At 64.9% G+C, this 18,084-nt stretch carries 17 protein-coding genes; 15 read left to right on the top strand and 2 right to left on the bottom strand.

The annotated features are described in order from the left end of the window. Positions 1 to 56: 56 nt before the first annotated feature. From NCR38_RS32380 to NCR38_RS32360, 5 genes are read left to right on the top strand one after another with little or no spacing between them, the layout of a single operon-like run. The gene (locus tag NCR38_RS32380) at positions 57 to 1,316 is read left to right on the top strand and encodes an SRPBCC family protein (protein ID WP_250478382.1); all 1,260 of its coding nucleotides are present in this window, start codon (positions 57 to 59) and stop codon (positions 1,314 to 1,316) included. Then, entirely contained in the window at positions 1,309 to 2,388 is a 1,080-nt protein-coding gene (locus tag NCR38_RS32375; protein ID WP_250478381.1) for a flavin reductase family protein, read from the top strand. Before NCR38_RS32380 ends, NCR38_RS32375 begins: the two co-directional genes overlap by 8 nt. Beyond that, complete coding sequence (locus NCR38_RS32370; protein WP_250478380.1) at positions 2,385 to 3,788, top strand: MmgE/PrpD family protein; 1,404 nt, start codon at positions 2,385 to 2,387, stop codon at positions 3,786 to 3,788. Before NCR38_RS32375 ends, NCR38_RS32370 begins: the two co-directional genes overlap by 4 nt. Positions 3,789 to 3,806: 18 nt before the next feature. Then, entirely contained in the window at positions 3,807 to 5,435 is a 1,629-nt protein-coding gene (locus tag NCR38_RS32365) for an FAD-dependent oxidoreductase (protein WP_250478379.1), read from the top strand. A 57-nt stretch (positions 5,436 to 5,492) separates the two neighbouring features. After that, positions 5,493 to 6,686, top strand: coding sequence for an FAD-binding oxidoreductase (locus tag NCR38_RS32360; protein WP_250478378.1), 1,194 nt, complete (start codon positions 5,493 to 5,495; stop codon positions 6,684 to 6,686). Between the two features lie 5 nt (positions 6,687 to 6,691). Here NCR38_RS32360 and NCR38_RS32355 read toward each other — a convergent pair whose 3' ends face one another. Then, positions 6,692 to 7,642 (bottom strand): GlxA family transcriptional regulator, encoded by a 951-nt coding sequence (locus tag NCR38_RS32355; RefSeq protein ID WP_250478377.1) that lies wholly within the window; start codon positions 7,640 to 7,642, stop codon positions 6,692 to 6,694. 189 nt (positions 7,643 to 7,831) lie between these two features. On the opposite strand from NCR38_RS32355, the gene NCR38_RS32350 reads away from it, so the two are divergent. From NCR38_RS32350 to NCR38_RS32310, 9 genes are all read left to right on the top strand, one after another. Then, a complete protein-coding gene (locus NCR38_RS32350; protein WP_250478376.1) occupies positions 7,832 to 8,833 on the top strand; it encodes a LysR family transcriptional regulator in 1,002 nt (333 codons plus the stop codon). Between the two features lie 150 nt (positions 8,834 to 8,983). Then, on the top strand, positions 8,984 to 10,006 hold the full coding sequence (locus NCR38_RS32345) for an ABC transporter substrate-binding protein (RefSeq protein ID WP_061118489.1): 1,023 nt from the start codon (positions 8,984 to 8,986) through the stop codon (positions 10,004 to 10,006). A 10-nt stretch (positions 10,007 to 10,016) separates the two neighbouring features. After that, the gene (locus NCR38_RS32340) at positions 10,017 to 10,784 is read left to right on the top strand and encodes an ABC transporter permease (RefSeq protein ID WP_061118488.1); all 768 of its coding nucleotides are present in this window, start codon (positions 10,017 to 10,019) and stop codon (positions 10,782 to 10,784) included. Further along, positions 10,772 to 11,557 (top strand): ABC transporter ATP-binding protein, encoded by a 786-nt coding sequence (locus tag NCR38_RS32335; protein WP_061118487.1) that lies wholly within the window; start codon positions 10,772 to 10,774, stop codon positions 11,555 to 11,557. The genes NCR38_RS32340 and NCR38_RS32335 overlap by 13 nt, the downstream gene beginning before the upstream one ends. A gap of 115 nt (positions 11,558 to 11,672) precedes the next feature. Continuing rightward, positions 11,673 to 12,860: an FAD-binding oxidoreductase gene (locus NCR38_RS32330; protein WP_250478375.1), complete on the top strand. Its 1,188-nt coding sequence runs from the start codon at positions 11,673 to 11,675 to the stop codon at positions 12,858 to 12,860. Beyond that, positions 12,841 to 13,437, top strand: a complete 597-nt coding sequence (locus tag NCR38_RS32325; protein WP_250478374.1) for a HutD family protein — start codon at positions 12,841 to 12,843, stop codon at positions 13,435 to 13,437. The genes NCR38_RS32330 and NCR38_RS32325 overlap by 20 nt, the downstream gene beginning before the upstream one ends. A 23-nt stretch (positions 13,438 to 13,460) precedes the next feature. Next, positions 13,461 to 14,210, top strand: a complete 750-nt coding sequence (locus tag NCR38_RS32320; protein WP_250478373.1) for an electron transfer flavoprotein subunit beta/FixA family protein — start codon at positions 13,461 to 13,463, stop codon at positions 14,208 to 14,210. Next, the gene (locus tag NCR38_RS32315) at positions 14,211 to 15,140 is read left to right on the top strand and encodes an electron transfer flavoprotein subunit alpha/FixB family protein (RefSeq protein ID WP_250478372.1); all 930 of its coding nucleotides are present in this window, start codon (positions 14,211 to 14,213) and stop codon (positions 15,138 to 15,140) included. It begins immediately after the preceding gene. A 130-nt stretch (positions 15,141 to 15,270) separates the two neighbouring features. Then, positions 15,271 to 16,044 carry an OBAP family protein gene (locus tag NCR38_RS32310; RefSeq protein WP_250478371.1) on the top strand — a complete coding sequence of 258 codons (774 nt, stop codon included), beginning with the start codon at positions 15,271 to 15,273 and terminating at the stop codon, positions 16,042 to 16,044. A gap of 13 nt (positions 16,045 to 16,057) precedes the next feature. Here NCR38_RS32310 and NCR38_RS32305 read toward each other — a convergent pair whose 3' ends face one another. Next, positions 16,058 to 16,249 carry a hypothetical protein gene (locus tag NCR38_RS32305; RefSeq protein WP_250478370.1) on the bottom strand — a complete coding sequence of 64 codons (192 nt, stop codon included), beginning with the start codon at positions 16,247 to 16,249 and terminating at the stop codon, positions 16,058 to 16,060. 422 nt (positions 16,250 to 16,671) lie between these two features. Between NCR38_RS32305 and NCR38_RS32300 the strand changes: the two genes are divergently transcribed. Continuing rightward, a complete protein-coding gene (locus tag NCR38_RS32300) occupies positions 16,672 to 18,030 on the top strand; it encodes an epoxide hydrolase family protein (protein ID WP_250478369.1) in 1,359 nt (452 codons plus the stop codon). Positions 18,031 to 18,084 lie beyond the last annotated feature (54 nt).

Here is an 18,084-nt window from a genome sequence, read left to right as displayed (position 1 = left end):
GCATCGGCGAAATCAGCGACAGACAATCGGTTTAACTGATCGTTTGCACGGAGAGCATGACGATGATCGACCCGACGCGCGTGCGCGCCGCCCTCGCGCAACGCCGCGACAACTTCTCGCTGCCGCAGCCGTTCTATACCGACGAAGCGTTTCATCGACTCGATATCGACGCCGTCTTCAACAACGAGTGGCTGTTCGCGTGCAATAGCTGCGAGTTGCGCGAGCCGGGCGACTATCTGACGCTCGAAATCGGTGCGACTTCGGTCATCGTGTTACGCGACGAGGACGGCGAGATTCGCGCATTTTTCAATACGTGCCGTCATCGCGGCTCGCGCATCTGTCTCGACGAAAAGGGGCATGCGCATCGGCTGACGTGTGCTTATCACCAATGGGTCTATGAGCTCGACGGCTCGCTGCTGCATGCGCGGCAGATGCCCGCAGGCTTCGAGCGCGAAGCGTATGGGCTGCGTCCCGTGCATGTCGGAATCGTGTGCGGCATGGTCTACATCTGCCTCGCGGATACGCCGCCCGACATCGCCCGCTTTCGCGATGCCGTGACGCCGTACATCGCGCCGCATCAGCCGTGGCGTACCAAGGTCGCCGCCGTCTCGACGATGATCGAGGACGCGAACTGGAAGCTCGTCATCGAAAACAATCGCGAGTGCTATCACTGCGCGGGAAATCATCCGGAACTGCTCGCGACGCTGGTCGAATTCGCATTGCCCGACGATCCCGCCGGCTCGCGCGACTTCCGCCTGCTGATGGACGCGCAAGCCGCGAAGTGGGAACGTCACGGCCTGCCGCATCTGCCCGCCGATGGCGGCGACGAGTTCCGCTGCATTCGCTTGCCGTTTCATCGCGGCGCGGTGTCGTTCACGCCGGATGGATCGCCTGCATGCGGCAAGCTGCTCGGCGATCTCACCGAACCGGATCTCGGCTCCGTGCGCATGTTCCGCGTGCCGAACAACTGGAATCACTTTCTCGCGGATCACATCATCCATTTCCGCATCCTGCCGCTGTCGGCGTCGCGCACGGTGCTGCGCACGACCTGGCTCGTGCACGAAGACGCGGTGGAAGGCGTCGATTACGACATCGACAAACTGACCTCCGTGTGGAACGCGACCAACACGCAGGACGCGCGGCTCGCGGCCAACAATCAACTCGGCGTCGGATCGATCGCTTATACGCCGGGGCCGTATGCGCCGTCCGAATTCATGCTGCGCAACTTCACCAACTGGTATGCGAACAAGCTGTCGACTCATCTCGATAGCGCGCATGCGCATCGTTCGTTCGAGCTGAAGGTGTCGAATGGCTGACGTGCTGATCGACGCCGAAAGCGTCAGCGCTTTCGATGAAGCGCAAGCGCGCACGCTCGAATGCATCGGCGTGCGCGACGAAGCGCCGGGCGTCAAGACTTTTCGCCTGCGAGATCCGCATCCCGACGGCGTGCGCCTCTTCGCGCCGGGTCAGGCGATGCTGCTCGCGCTGAACATCGACGGCGTGCGTCATGACCGAATGTTTTCCATCGCATCGTCGTCCGTCGAGCGCGACGTGATCGAACTGACCATCAAGGCGCAGGCGCATGGTGTCGTCACGCGCTGGCTGCACGAGCGCTGCGCGCCGGGAATGCGGATCGACGCGCGCTATCCGCTCGGCCGCTTCACGCTCGATCCATCGAACGCGACGCCGCTTGCGCTCGTGTCGGCGGGATCGGGCGCATCGCCGCTCATGTCGATGCTGCGCACGCTCGCGCTCCGCAGGCCGGATGCCGACGTCGCATGGCTGCATTGCGCGCGCAACGCCGACGACATCCTCTTCGCCAGCGAACTCGCGACGCTTCAGTCGCGCATGCCGAACCTCAAGGTCAGCGTGTGGCTGAGCGCGCCCGCGCCGGGATGGTTCGGCTTGCGCGGGCGCATCTCGCGCGGCACGCTCTGGGCGATGACGCCGGACTTCGGGCGGCGCACGGTGTATTGCTGCGGGCCTGCGGGTTTCATGCAGAGCATCCGGCAGATTCATGCAGCCGAAGGCGCGCGACGCGCGGCGTTTCATATCGAGCATTTCGGGCCTTCGCCTTCGGCGGCACCCGAACACGATGCAACCTCCTTGCCCGAAGAAATGCACGGCGTGGTTCATCACGCCACCCTCGGCGACAAGCGCTTCCAGGTGCGCGCGGGCGAAACGCTGCTCGTCGCGGCGACGCGTCAGCAGGTCGTGATTCCGTGCGGCTGCGCGAGCGGCATGTGCGGCACCTGCAAGGTGCGCCGCGTGTCCGGCGAAGTATCGATGCACCACGCGGGCGGTTTGTCGGCCGCCGAGGAATCGCAAGGCTGGATTCTCGCGTGCTCCAGCCGCCCGTCCACCGACGTCGAAATCGCCTTCCGATGATGACCGCCGCCCTGCCTTTGCTCGACGACGCAAGCCGCTTCACGCACGCGTTGCGCTTCGAGATGCTGCCCGATGCCGTGGTGCGCGATGCGCAACGCCGTCTGCTCGACCTCTTCGGCATCGCGGCGGCGGGCACGTCTACGCGCATGTCGTCGATTGCGCGGGAGCATGCGCTCGATTGCTTCGCCGCAGGCCGCACGCCCGCGCGCATGCTGTTCGACGGACGCATCGCGAGCGCGGCGGGCGCGGCGTTCGCGGGCGCGGCGACCATCGACAGTTTCGATGGTCACGACGGCCACGCGCTCACCAAGGGACATGCGGGCGTCACCGTGCTGCCTGCGCTGCTCGCAATGACCGAGCGCGTGCCCGGCATGAGCGGGCGGGAATTCATCGTGCAGACCGTCCTCGGCTACGAACTCGGCACGCGCGCGGGCATCGCGCTGCACGCGACGAGCCGCGAATATCACACCTCCGGCGCGTGGAATGCGCTCGCGGCGGCGGCCATCGCGAGCCGCGCGCTTAGCTTCGACCTGACGACGACGCGGCATGCGCTCGGCATCGCGGAGTATCACGGGCCGCGCTCGGACATGATGCGCTGCATCGATCATCCGACCATGCTGAAGGACGGCTCGTGCTGGGGCGCGCTCGCGGGCATCAGCGCGGCGCTGCTCGCATCGCGCGGCTTCACCGGCGCACCGGCGACAACCGTGGAGCGCGATGCGCCCGCGATCTGGGCCGATCTCGGCGAGCGCTGGCTGATCCTCGAACAGTATGTAAAGCCATATCCGGTTTGCCGCTGGGCGCATCCGTCGATTGCAGCGGCGCTGGCGGTGCGCGCGCAGGCCGGTTTCGATGCGGCCGACATCGAGCGTGTGGAGATCGAGACCTTCCACGAGGCGAAGCGCCTGTGGTCCGGCGCGCCCCGCACTACCGAAGAAGCGCAATACGGCGTGCTGTTTCCCGTCGCCGCCGCGTTGCTGCATGGTCGCGTGGATGCCGGCACCATCGGCGATGCGGGTCTCGCCGATCCTGCGGTGCGCGCGCTGCTGCCGCGCCTCGTCACGCGCGAGCATGCCGAATTCAACGCGGCGTTTCCCGCCGAGCGCTGGGCGCGCGTGCGAATCGAACTGCGCGATGGACGACGTCTCGATTCCGGCGCGATGCAGGCAAGCGGCGATCCCGCCCGTCCGATGACACCGGGCGCCGAGCGCGAGAAATTCCGCACGCTGACAGGCGCGCGCTTCGGCGCACGTTTCGCGAGCGAACTCGAAGCGGCCGTCGATGCGCTCGCCGAACCCGACACAAGCGCCGCCGCCTTGTGCGAGCTCGTGCTGAACGCGCCGACTGCCATCGGCGAATCGGATGCGCGGCGGGACGACGCGCAAGCCATGACATCCTGACCTCAAAGAGTCGAACCCGTGGAAAACGAAGCCATGCAAACGCCCTTCTACGATCCCGCATCCGTGGCGGGCAAGGCGCCGCCCGTCGATGAATCGACCGATCTGCTCATCGTGGGCGCGGGTCCGGCGGGCATCGCGGCCGCGCTCGAAGCGGCCGGACGCGGCATCGGCGTGACGCTCGTCGATGAGAATCCCGTGCCGCTCGAAACGATGGGCGAGGACGTGCCGCTGCATTTCGGCGCTCGCATGGGCGCGGCGGCCGGCAACGCCAACGCGATGCTCGAAGCCATGCTCGAAGCGCGCCCTGAACTCGGCGATGCGCTCGAAGCAGGCATCGACGTGAAGCTCGGCACGGCAGTCTGGGGCCTCTTTCCGCACGGCCCGGCGAGCGCCTGGATGGACACGCATGTCGCCGGTCTCGCCGATTCATCGCATACGTGGCTCATGAGTTTCAAGCGGGTGATCGTCGCATCCGGTCGGCGCGACATGGGCCTCGCGTTCGACGGCTGGCAGCGTCCCGGCGTGATGGGCGCAAGCGCCGCGTGGCGGCTGGCGGCGCTGTACGGCGCGCTCGATGCGCGTCGCGCGGTGTTGATCGGCAGCGACACGGACGCGCTCAACGTGGGCGTCGAACTGATGACGCGCGGCGTGCAGATCGTCGCGGTGATCGAACAGTCCGATGCGATCCTCGGCGATGCCGCACTCGCGTCGCAACTCGAAGCGGGCGGCGCGCGCATGCTCACGCGTCATGTCGTGCGCCACGCGCACGGGGATGCGTATGGCGTGACGTCGGTCGAAGCGGCATCGCTCGATGCGGGCGCGTCGGCCAGGTTCGATTGCGACACGGTGCTGCTCGGCATCGCCGCGCTGCCCGCGATCGAACTGCTCGAAGCGGCAGGTTGCGCGACTGCGTTCGATGCGGCGCGCGGCGGTCACGTCGTCAGTGTCGATGCAATGCAGCGGACGTCGCTGCCGTTCGCTTACGCAGCAGGCGACTGCGCGGGCGTCTGGGCGGCGAAGAGCCGCGATGAAGCCATCGCGCGCGAAGAAGGCCGTCGCGCGGCGCGTGCGGCGCTCGATGCGTCGAGCGTTGCGGACCTAGCGCAGGTCGTGCAGCCCGAAGCACCCGAGCACGATATCGCCCGATCGCGCGTGGAATGGGTGCGCGCGAGCGTTCTCGGCGCGGCGGGCGAGCCGTTCGTGTGCCAGTGCGAGGAAGTCACCGCGCGCGAAATCCTCGATGTCCGCCCGCCGCGCTACCTCGACTGGCATCCCGCCGATCCGGCGCACGACACGCGCGGCGTCGCCGGCCTCGCACGCAGCGGCCCGCCGAATCCCGATGCGGTCAAGCGTCTCACGCGCGCCTGCATGGGCCCATGCCAGGGCCGCCGATGCCGCGAGCAAGTGGCGGCACTGGTCGCGATCGGCGCCGGCTGTGCCCTGCCGCAGATTCCGCTCGCGACCTTTCGCGCGCCGGTGCGCCCGCTCGCGTTGCGGCAACTCGCCGACGTGGCCGAAGCGTCATCGACCGCGGCGCACTGGGATAGCTGGTTCGGCATGGCCTCGCAATGGGTGCCGTTCTGGCGTGTCGATCCGCTGTATCGCGCGGGCACGCGGCGCGTCGGAGAACCGGTTGCAAGCGAATAGCGGACATCGGCATCGGCTTTTCATCGAAACGAAATCTCGCAATCAAGGCTCGCAAGCATGAACACGTTGGCAGCAGGCAATATCAAGGGCGCATCGGTCGTCATCGTCGGCGGCGGCGTGACGGGCCTCTCCGCGGGATGGTGGCTCGCGCGCGAAGGCATCGACGTGCTGGTGCTCGAAGCGGGCATGATCGGCTGGGGCGCGTCGGGGCGCAACGGCGGCGGCTGCTCGCATCATCACAGCCCGCTCTTCATGGAAGAACAGCGCCTCTGGCCGATGATGGACGAACTGCTCGGCTATCCGACCGAATTTTGCCGCGAGCGCATCCGCATTGCGCTCGACGAGCATCAGTTCCGGCTGTATCGGCGTGCACTGGAGAACGGGGCGCATCACGGCCTGCGCTCCGACGTGCTCGATGCGAAGCAGGTGCGCGAGCTCGTGCCGCTCGCGGGCGACAACGTGCATGCCGGCTATTTCTATCACTTCGGCGGGCATGCGAATCCGCATCGCACCTTGCAGGCTTATGCATGGGCGATGGAGGATCACGGCGCACGCATCCTGCAACATACGCCGGTGACGGGTTTCGTCACGCAAGGCGGACGCGTCAGCGCGGTGAAGACGTCCAGCGGAGACTTTGCCTGCGATCACCTCGTGATCGCGGCCGGACCGCATACGGGCGTGCTTGCCGCGCAACTCGGCATCGACGTGCCGCTCGCGGCGGCGCGCGCGGAGATGATCGTCACCGAACCGCTTCCGCAGATGCCGCTCGGCGGCGTCGACGGCAACGGCCTGTACGGGCGGCAGACGCTGCGCGGCAACCTCGCGTACGGCGGCGGTCCGCACGAATGGATCGGTCTCGACGACGTGCCGAAGGTGCGTCCGCATTCGACGCCGCTTCAATGCAGCATCGCGGCGCGGCTCGCGGCGCTGCTGCCGAAGGCCGCGCATGCGAAGGTCATCCGCAGCTGGGCGGGTTACATCGAGAACACGCCGGATGGACGGCCCGTGATCGATCGCCCCGATGCGAAGGGCAACGTGACGGTCGCGACGTTATCGAGCGTGGGTTTCGGGCTGTCGCCGGCGAGCGGCCACGCGATCCGCGATCTCGTGGTGGACGGGCGATGCGCGTTCGCGGATCTCTCGTCGCTGTCGCTTTCGCGCTTTGCGCACCTGGAACCGAACTGGCGCGAGCTGCAAGGCTGGCTGCCGTTGCCGCTGCGAGCCGCAGCGCCGGAGCTCGAAGCGGCATAAGCCCTTCACGACCTCGGCTGCGCGGCGCGCAACTCCGTCGGGCTGATGCCATACGCCCGACGCACCCAGCGCGCCAGATGCGACGGCGACGCGAAACCCGTCGCCACGGCCACATCGGCCACGGGCACGCTCGAATACGTCAGCATCTCGTGCGCGCGCTCCAGCCGCAACTGCACGTAGTAGCGCGCGGGCGTTGCGTTCAGATGCCGCAAGAATAGCCGCTCCATCTGGCGCGACGTCATGCCGATGGCCGAGCCGATATCGTTGATCTGCAGCGGCGTTTCCACATGCGCGCGCATCATCTCGATGGCCCGGCGGATGCCGCGCGGCAGGCTCGCGTGATTCTGGTCGCGCCAGCCGCGCTGATTATCGGCCGTATCGCGCATGCGTTCGTGGTGGAACTGATTGGCGACGCGCACCGCCAGATCGCTGCCGTGCTGCGTCTTGATGAGATGCAGCATCATGTCCATTGCAGCGATGCCGCCCGAGCACGTCATGCGGTCGCGGTCGATTTCGAACAGCTTGCTGCTGCATAGCAGGTTGGGAAACGCCTCCGTGAACGCCGGCAGATTCTCCCAGTGGATCGTGCAATGGTAGCCGTCGAGCAATCCCGCGAGCGCAAGCAGATACGTCGCGGTCGAGAGCGAACCGATGACCGCATCGGTGCGGGCCGCGCGTTTCAGCGCCGCGACGAAGGCCGGTTCGAGCGCGGGCGCGAGACGAAGGCCGCCGCAGACGAACACGTAATCGGCATTCTTGTAGACGTCGTCGAAGTTGCGCGCCGCCAGCGCGATGCCGCCCGACGAATGCACCGGCTCGCCGTCGAGACTCGCGAGCGTCCAGTCGTACAAGGTGTCGCCCGCGAGGCGGTTGGCCGAGCGCAGCGGCTCGATGGCGGACGACAGGCTCATCATCGACAAGCCGTCCGCGAGGAGGAACACGAACCGGCGCGGCATGGCGTCGGACGAGGAAGTGTGATTGACCAAAGCGCGCGATGTGGGGTTGACCTGCGTGCCCTCGCATCAGCCCATGTCCATGCGAAGGCGCCCGGTTCGATACCTGTGCCCGCTATTATGGCCGCGAAAACCGCCCGATGGACAGGGCGCGACGAGGCTTATGCGGCAGAATAGGCCCGGGAGGAGACCATGCGAAATACATTCGTCGGGGTGGACCTGCGTGCGTTGCAGGCGTTCGTCGCAGTCTGCGAGACGCGTTCGATGACCGAAGCCGCGCGTGTGCTTGGCGTCACGCAGAGCGCGGTGAGCCAGCTCATCGCCGCACTGGAGCGCGAACAGGGCGTGGCGTTATTCGATCGCGAGTTCCGGCCGGTGCGGCCCAACGCGGCAGGCCGTATCCTGCTCGAACAGGCGGGCGGGCTGCTCGAACATGCGCAGGCGGTCTCGCATAAGGTGCGCACAGCAACCAGCGAAGGCGTGCCGAGCCTGCGCATCGGCTGCGTGGATTCGTTCGCCGCCAGCGTCGGGCCGCATCTCGTGCAGCGCCTGTCCGATCGCATGAAGACGCTTTCGATGTGGTCCGGCCTCACGCCGACGCTCAGCGAGCAGCTCGCCAATCGCGAACTCGATCTCGCCATCTGCACGGAAGCCACGCTCGATCCGCGGCGTGTGGAATTGCGCCCGCTGTTCTCGGAGACCTTCATCGCCGTCGCGCCGAAAAAATTCGGCGCGGGCCGCAAGCTGCGCGGCTTCCACGACGTCGCGCGCGAACTGCCGCTGTTGCGCTACACGGGCCGCTCGCTGATCGGGCAACAGGTCGAGCGGCTCGTCAAGCACATGAACTTCCATGCACCGAACCGCTACGAATTCGATGCCACCGATCCGCTGCTCAGTCTCGTCGCGTCCGGCTTCGGCTGCGCGATCACGTCGCCGCTTTGTTTGTGGCAGTCGCGCGCGCATCTGCCGGACGTGACTGTCGTTCCGCTGCCCGCAACGCGCATCGGGCATCGCCACTTCTACATTCTCACGCGCCGCTCCGAATGGTCCGCGATGGCCGATGCGGTGTCGCGCGAGTCCATTGCGGTGGCGCGCGACGTGATCGCGCCGGGATTGCACGCCGCCCTGCCCGGCATGCCCGCCGAACTGTTCGACGCCTATGCGCACGACTTCGACGCGCAAGGCGCAGCATGACATTAGCGAAACTGCTTTAAAACATAAGAGTTTCTGATTTGGTCAGATGGCTTAATGGCCGCGTCACGTTCGCCACTACCATCCATTGCAGACCAGGCTTTGCGGGCAGGCCGCCGCCGTTTTCCACCTCTCATTCAGACAGGCATAACGATGACAAGCAATCGCCGTACATTTCTGAAGCAGGCTTCCTGGATCGGCGCGGCAGCGGCCACGGCGGGCTTCACGACGGCATTCGCGCCGCTCGCGCGCGCGGCGACCGCCGTCAATTACGGCGGTTCGGCATGGCTCGGCCACTACGCGGCGTATGTCGCGATGAAGACCGATATCTTCACGAAACTCGGGATCGACTGCCGCTGGCAATCGTTCTCGACCTCGTCGGCACGCATGGGCGCGGTGATGGCGGGCAACATCGATATCGCGGGCACGGGCGTCGTCTCGGCGCTCGCGCTGATGGCCAACGGCGCGAAACAGTTCCAGCTGATCTCGACGCCCAATAACTTCGGCAAGTCCGAAGGGCTGCTGGTGCGCAGCAACGTGAAGTCGCTCGCGGATCTGAAGGGCAAGAAGATCGGCGTCACGTATGCGTCGAGTTCGCACGTGCTGCTGCTCGACGTGCTGCGTCAGGCCAACATGGACCCCGGCAAGGACGTGAGCATCATCAATCTGCCCGCGAACGAACTGCTCACCGCATACCGCGGCAATCAGATCGATGCCGCCGCCGCATGGACGCCGACCTTCGATCGCATCAAGGCGCTGCCCGACACGAAGCTCCTGCTCGACGATTCGTCGTTCTCGCTCTACAAGCAGTATCAACTGACGCCGGGACCGGACGTGCTGCTGGTGCGCACGGCGTTCGCGAGCGCGCATCCCGAGGTGCCGAAGGCTTTCCTGCAAGGAATCGCGCAGGCCAACGACATGATGACGCAGCATCCGGAGAAAGCCGCGCCCATCCTGATGACGCTCACGAATCTCTCGGAAGACGAGCAGATGGCGGTCCTCAAACAGACCCAGTGGTATTCGCACGCGCAGCAAAAATCGCTCTTCGTGGGCAGCGGCGGCAAGCCGGGACCGTTCGTCGACGGCGTGCAGAAGCTCTCTGACATGCTCGTCGATCTCAAGCAGATCGATCAGTCGCCGAAGGTGGCGGACTGGATCAACGCAAGCTATCTGTGAGCATCGACGAATGGCATCGAATCGCAAATGGAGGGGCGGCCTGCTCGTCGTGAGCGCGTGCTCGCTGATCGGCTTCCTGCTGCTGTGGGAACTCGTATGCCGTGCCGGGCTGGTCGATGCGGTCTTTCTGCCCGCGCCATCGCAGGTGCTGGCGCGCGGCATCCGCATGTGGAATCAGCATGCGCTGCTCGACAACGTGCTCGCGTCCACACGTCGCGTGATGGTCGGCTTCTTCGCGGCCGCGGTCGTTTCGATTCCGCTCGGCATCATGCTCGGCACCTCGCGCGTGGCGCGGGCGGTATTCGATCCGCTGCTGTCGTTTCTGCGCCCGCTGCCGTCGATGAGCTGGATTCCGCTGTCGCTGCTGTGGTTCGGCATCACCGAGACGCAGAAGTACAGCATCGTGTTCATGGGCTCGTTCGCGCCCGCGCTTCTGTATGTGATCGACGCCACGCGCAACATCGATCCGATCTTCATCCGTGCGGCGCGCAATCTCGGCGCGAATCGCTGGCAGGTCATGTTCGAAGTCATTCTGCCCGGCTGCATCCCGCAGATTCTGTCGGGCATGAAGGTGATTCTCGGCCTCTCGTGGACCTGCGTGATCTCGGCGGAACTCGTCGCCGCGCAACAGGGTCTCGGCTTCATGATCATGAACGGACGCGAGTTCTTCCAGACCGATACCGTCGTGCTCGGCATGGTGCTCATCAGCATCACGGTGCTCGTTACGGATGCCGTGTTCCGGCTCATCGAACGCGGAGTGCTGTCATGGCAACGATGAACCATCCGATGATCCGGCTCGAAGGCGTCGCGAAGAGCTACGGCCCGTTGCAGGTACTGAGGGAGGTCGATCTCGACATCGCAAAAGGCGAGTTTCTCGTGCTGCTCGGCGCATCGGGCTGCGGCAAATCGACGATGCTCAACATGATCTCCGGCTTCGAGCAGCCGACGCAGGGCCGCGTGCTCGTCAACAACAAGGTCGTGAAGGATGTCGAGCCGGCATGCGGCATGGTGTTCCAGCAGTACGCGCTGTTTCCGTGGAAAACGGTGAGCGAGAACGTCGCGTTCGGCCTGAAGATGCGCGGCATGGGCAAGGCGCAAAGGCGCGAGGCCGCGCGGCGTCATATCGAAGCGGTGGGTCTGAAGGGCTTCGAGGACAGCTATCCCGGCAAGTTGTCGGGCGGCATGAAGCAGCGCGTGTCGATCGCGCGTGTGCTCGCCAACGACCCGGACGTGATGCTGCTCGACGAGCCTTTCGCCGCGCTCGATGCCATGACGCGGCAAGTGCTTCAGGAACAACTACTTTCGCTCTATGAAAAGAGCGGCAAGACCATCGTCTTCATCACGCATTCCATCGACGAGGCACTGATGCTCTCCACGCGCATGATCGTGATGGGCGCGAAGCCGGGACGCATCGTGCAGGATATCCGCAACGATTTGCCGTTGCCGCGCACGGCCGAAGTGCAGCTTTCGCCTGCGTATCTGGAGATGAAGAAGTCGATCTGGGAAACCGTGCAGGCCGAAGTCATGAAGGGCCTCGAAGGCGCCGCGTGAATCCGCGGTATGCATCGCTGCTTCTGCTCAGCATCGGTTTCTCTTATGACGAGGGCGAAGTGCAACTGGCGCGGCACACTGCGTCCATGATCCGCATGAGAAAGGAAGCGCAACAGTGAATACCTATGACGTGGTGGTGATCGGGGCCGGCGTGATCGGCAGTTCCGTCGCGTTCCATCTTCAGAAGCTGGGCGCGAAAAGCGTGCTCGTGCTGGATCGCGCGACCATCGGCGCGGGCACGACGTCGCAATCGTCGGGCATTCTGCGCACGCATTATTCCGTGAAGGAAAACGTCGAACTGGCGCGCAAGTCATGGGCGGTGTTCAATGACTTCGCGGCCTATCTCGGCGACGACGAAGCATCGTGCGGCCTCGTGAAAAGCGGTTATATGATTGTCGCGGCCGAGGGCGACAAGGTCGAGCCGTTGCGCGCATCGCTCGAACAGCAGAGACAGCAAGGCATTCCGCTTGAATTGCTGAGTGCGCAGCAGGCGCACGAACTCATGCCGATTGCACGCTTTTACGATGCCGCGCTGATCGGCTTCGAACCCGAGGCCGGCTTCGCGGACGCCTATCTCACCGCGACGAGTTTCGCGCGCGCCGCGCGACGCGGCGGCGTGACGATCCGCGAAAACGTTACGGTGAACCGGCTGCTGATCGAACACGGCAAGGTGCGCGGCGTATCGACGAGCGTGGGCGATTTCGCGGCGTCGACGGTCATCAGCACACAGAACATCTGGACGCCCGAACTCGCAGGCTGGACGGGCAAATCGCTGCCGGTCTCGCCCGAGCGTCATGCGGTGCTCGCCCTCGAATGCGAAGGCGCGGCCTACACATACGCGATGCCGGTGTTCAAGGACCTCGCATCGAGGGGCATGCTGTATTACCGCAGCTACGGCGGCAATCAGATGCTGGTGAGCGAAGGCACTGCCGGCGAAAAGCTCGACACCGCCGACACCGAACAAGGCGATATCCCGATGGACTATGTCGTCGAAGTCGGCGCGCAGGTCGCCGAGCGCTTTCCGGCGTATGAGGCGGCGGGCATCGCATCGTCGTGGACGGGTGTGTATGACGTCACGCCCGACTGGAACCCCGTGCTCGGCGCGTTGCCGGGTATCGAAGGGCTCGTGGTCGGCTATGGTTTTTCAGGCCACGGCTTCAAGCTGTCGCCCACCGTGGGCAAGGTGCTGGCGCAGGCCGCGCTCGGCTTGGACACCGATGTATCGCTCGCGCCGTATTCCGTCGAACGTTTTGCGACCGGCGCATTGCTGACCGGGAAATACGGTGTCGGCGCAGTGTCCTGAAGCGCGCGTGCCGGACGGCGTCGAAGTCCGGGCGTTGACGTCGTTCGAGACGCGGCCCTGGCGCAACGGCGGCGGAACGACGCGGCCCCTCGCTTACGACCAGGATGGCGCGTGGCGCATCAGCCTCGCAACGGTCGTGCGTGACGGGCCTTATTCGCGCTTTGCGGGCATGACGCGTTTGTCGCTCGTCATGCAGGGCGCGGGCGTCACGCTACGCCATGGAGATGTGCAATGTCGCCTGAGCAGCGGCGCCGTCGCGGATTACGACGGCGATGTCGCATGGGACGCCACCTTGCACGATGGACCGGTGCTCGCCCTCAATGCGATGGCTGCGCGTGGCGTCTGTCGCGCGAGTATCCGGCCGCTGACTGAAACGATGACCGTGCCATCGGGATGCTTCGTAGTCGCGTTGACGATCGAGGCGGAATGCACGTTCGCCGTCAAAGGCTTCGAGGCCACGCTCGATGCCGCGCATGTCTTATTGCGCGACGAACGAGGACCGCCGCTTCATCTCGCGCCGCATCGCGGCTCGCAGGCTGCGCTCGTCCTCATCGAGTTCATTGACCCTCGCTCTTGAGATTCGAACCAGGGAACGCAACCATGAAGATCATGGCCGCAGTGAAGCGTGTCGTCGACTACAACGTGAACGTCCGCGTGAAAGCGGATCAGAGCGGTGTCGAGACGAGCAACGTGAAGATGTCGATGAATCCGTTCGACGAGATCGCCGTCGAAGCGGCCACGCGCCTGAAGGAAGGCGGTCACGCCAGCGAGGTTATCGCGGTGACATGCGGTCCGGCGCAGAGCTCGGAGACGCTGCGCACGGCGCTTGCCATCGGTGCGGATCGCGGCGTCCACATCCTGACGGACGTCGAATTGCAGCCTCTGGCGGTCGCCAAGTTGCTGAAGGCGGCTGTCGAACGTGAACAGCCGCAACTGGTGATTCTCGGCAAGCAGGCCATCGACGACGATGCGGGCCAGACGGGCCAACTGCTCGCTGCGTTGCTCGACTGGCCGCAGGCGACATTCGCCAGCAACATCCGGATCGGCGCGAATACCGCCACGGTCACGCGTGAAGTGGATGGCGGTCTCGAAGTCCTCGAGCTTACGTTGCCTGCCATCGTCACGACGGATTTGCGCCTGAACGAGCCGCGCTACGTCACGCTGCCCAGCATCATGAAGGCGAAGAAGAAGCCGATCGAGACATGGAGCCCTGCGGATCTGGGCGTCGATGCTTCTGCACGCCTGAAGACGCTCAAGGTCGTCGAGCCTGCGGCGCGCAAGGCGGGGGGCCGCGTGAACGACGTCTCGGCGTTGATCGACAAGCTCAAGAATGAAGCGAAGGTAATCTGAATGACCACTCTCGTCATTGCCGACCACGAAGGCGCGCGGCTCAAGGCGGCCACGCTCAATACCATCAGCGCGGCGCGCCAGTTGAACAACGGTGTGCACGTGCTGGTTGCAGGTCACGATGCGCGCGGTGCGGCGGATGCCGCGCGCATCATCGAAGGCGTGGACCGTGTCGTTCTCGTGGATGCGCCGCATCTTGCGGACGGTCTCGCGGAAAACATCGCAGCACAGGTGCTGATGCTTGCGACGTCCTACACGCATGTGCTTTTTCCGGCCACGGCGGCGGGGAAGAACGTCGCGCCGCGCGTGGCTGCGAATCTCGATGCGTCGCAGATTTCCGATGTGATCGCCATTCACGATGCCGATACGTTCGACCGCCCGATCTATGCTGGCAATGCGATCGCCACCGTGCGATGCGATGACGCGATCAAGATCTTGACGATTCGAACCACTGCCTTCGATGCCGCACCTTCGGCGAGTGCGCCGGCGCCTGTCGACACGAAGGCGGCTGTTGCAGGGACGCAGCGTGCGCGTTTCGTGCGCCGCGAGGTCGCGGTGAGCGAGCGGCCCGAGCTCACGTCGGCGCGCATCGTCGTGTCGGGCGGCCGCGGTATGGGCAGTGCGGAAAATTTCGCGCTTCTCGATTCGCTTGCGCAAAAGCTCGGTGCGGCGGTGGGGGCTTCGCGGGCGGCCGTCGATTCGGGCTTCGCACCGAACGACTGGCAGGTCGGACAGACCGGAAAGATCGTCGCGCCGCAGTTGTATGTCGCGGTCGGCATCTCGGGCGCGATTCAGCATCTGGCTGGCATGAAGGACTCGAAGGTCATCGTTGCCGTCAACAAGGATGCTGAAGCGCCCATTTTTAGTGTCGCGGATTACGGACTGGTCGGCGACTTGTTCGAAGCGATACCGCAGCTCACGCAGGCGTTGTAGAAAACCGCCAACCGTCACGGCCGATTGCGCGAGCTTCGCTTCGGCATGGTCGCGCTTCGACGACTTTGTCGAAGCGCGCATGGAACGACGATTGCTGCCCGAATGACACTGATTCCATGGGGGCGCGATCATGAGCTATCGACCCGAGGAAACCGACAGCTTTACGCCGTTCGCCGCCGGCCTGATCACCGGTCTGGCCGCCGCTGCCGCCGCGTTGATCGCGCGTCGGGCGGCCGCTGTCATGAGCGTGGGCGCCGGTCATTCGGCCAAACATCGCGCGCTGGACTTCGCTGCCGGCGTCATGCAGCCGAAGTATCCGCTTCAGGCGATGAGTACATGGCTGAACGGATTTCACTTCTACGCCGACGACATGGGCCGGCAGGTGGAAGCGCATCACTTCTGCATTCATCTGCGTCACGATCTGCATCAGTGCGTGATCTTCGATTCGAACGCACCGGGCGCGCGGCTCATCGGCATCGAATACATCATTCCGGAAGAGCGCTTTCTGCAGCTCCCCGAGGAAGAGAAGCGGCTGTGGCACAGCCACCACTACGAGGTGAAGTCGGGCGTCCTCGTGGCGCCAGGCATTCCTGAACTGGCCGAACGTGCGTATTTCAAGGACCTCGTCACTACATACGGCAAGACGTTCCACACCTGGCAGATCGACCGGGACGATTTCCCCTACGGCGCGCCGCAACTCATGATGGGTTTCACGCAGGACGGACAGGTCGATGAAGCGGCCGTCGCCGCGCGCGACAAGCGCCTCAAGGTGTCGCACGAGAACAGAAAACGCAAACGCTACGACATCCCCGTGGGCGATATCGCGCCGGGCGCGAACGCGTGGGAATCCGGCACCTCGCTCCAGACGAGGCTGGAGGAAGTGCCGTTCGATCCACGGCGATAAGCGAAGCGCGTGCTCAAACGCCGGCGTCACCGCTTTCGCGGCTGGTCGGGCCCTCGCCCGGCTTCGTTTCCGTCAGATCGCCCTCGCGCACTTCGGCCTCGCGTATCGTCGTGCCTTCATCGTCGGTCTCGGAGATATCGGTGGTAAAGGTTTCATCGCCACCTTTGGGCTTTTCCTGCTCGGGATTCTGTGCAGACGTGCTCATGACGCGCTCCTAATAAGATGTTGATGATCGGCTCGATGCCGATTCATCTGTCCTCCCAGTCAGCAATTGGAGTGCCGAGCTTCGCGCGCTGAACAGGGAGGCCCTGCTCGATCGCCCCGCCTTGTATCGCAACGTGTCCCCTGCGCAGACGGATAAGGACGCATACACAACGCCTCGTTTTCGACACGTGCGGGATACGTTCGCAGGCTTCAATACGCTCATCGCGCGCGCCCTTGAGCGTCGCCGGGAAGAGGGCACGACCGTCCTCCCGTAACGGGTGCTGCAGGCGCCGCGGCGCAGCATCGGCTGAAGTCTCACAGCCCTGCTGCTTGCGAACGGATACCCGGTGCGGGCGCTCGCGACACACGCGAAGTCACTTTTGCCGCTGAAGGCGCAGCCCCTATCTTTCTCCCGGAGTTCTCATGTCGGATAACACAAGCCTCCCCCAGTCACCCGCGCGCCGTCGTTTCGTGGAAGCCGCGGCCGCCGGCGTTGCTGCCGCATCGCTGAGTCAGCTCGCTTTTGCCTCGACCACTTCATCAATCACTTCACTCGGAAGTTCAGCGACCGACGACAAGGAAGCGATTCGCCCACTTCGCGTGCACGTGCCCGAAGCGCATCTCACCGATTTGCGCCGACGCATCCGGTCGGCACGCTGGCCGGAACGCGAGACGGTCTCCGACGACTCGCAAGGCGTGCCGCTCGCATTGATGCAGGAACTCGCGCGTCACTGGTCGACGGATTACGACTGGCGCAGGTGCGAGGCGCGAATCAACGCGTACCCCAACTTCGTGACCGAGATCGATGGACTGGACATTCACTTCATCCACGTTCGCTCGAAGCATGAGAACGCCATGCCGCTGATCGTCACGCACGGCTGGCCCGGTTCGGTCATCGAGCAGTTCAAGATCATCGATCCGTTGACCAACCCTGTGGCTCACGGCGCGAGTGCATCGGATGCCTTTCATCTCGTCATTCCTTCTTTGCCCGGCTATGGATTCTCGGGCAAGCCGACGCAAACCGGCTGGGGCCCCGAACGGACCGCGCGCGCCTGGGTGACGCTCATGAGACGGCTGGGATACGACAAGTTCGCGGCGCAGGGTGGCGATCTGGGCGGTGTCGTCGCGAACGTGATGGGCAAACAGGCGCCGCCCGAGTTGCTCGGCATCCATGTGAATTTTCCGGCGACGGTGCCCGCGGACATCGTCAAGGCGCTCGCCGCAGGCGATCCCGCGCCCGCCGGCCTCTCGGATGACGAGCGTCACGCGTACGAACAGTTGAGCAGCGGCGCCAAGAAGCGGCGCGCCTACGCGCTCGAACAAGGTACACGTCCGCAAACGCTTTATGGATTGTCGGATTCGCCCATTGGCCTCGCGGGATGGCTGCTCGATCACGGCGACGGGTACACACAGCCGGCGGCGGCGCTGACGTCCGCCGTCTATGGGCGCGCGATCAACGGTGAATCGTCCGGAGCGATGACGCGCGATGACGTCCTCGACGACATCACGCTCTACTGGCTGACCAACACAGGAATCTCCGCTGCGCGGTTCTATTGGGAGTCGCACATCAACTTCACTGCCGCGGCGGATGTGTCGGTGCCCGCTGCCGTGAGCGTCTTTCCCCGCGAGAACTATCAGGCGCCGCGGAGCTGGACGGAACGCGCCTATCACAACCTCATCTGGTACAACCGGCTCGACAAGGGTGGACACTTCGCCGCGTGGGAACAGCCGGACTTGTTCGCCGAGGAAGTCCGGGCGGGATTGAGGCCGCTGCGCAAGTAGACCGTTTCGGGTGACTCCGTCGCCCACAAGTCGATACGGCGAAGCGCAAGCGGT

This window comes from Caballeronia sp. INML1 (assembly GCF_023631085.1).
In the GTDB taxonomy this organism is placed as follows: domain Bacteria; phylum Pseudomonadota; class Gammaproteobacteria; order Burkholderiales; family Burkholderiaceae; genus Caballeronia; species Caballeronia turbans.
The sequence above is the reverse complement of the archived record's forward strand: the minus strand, read 5'-3'. Positions and strand labels throughout refer to the sequence as shown.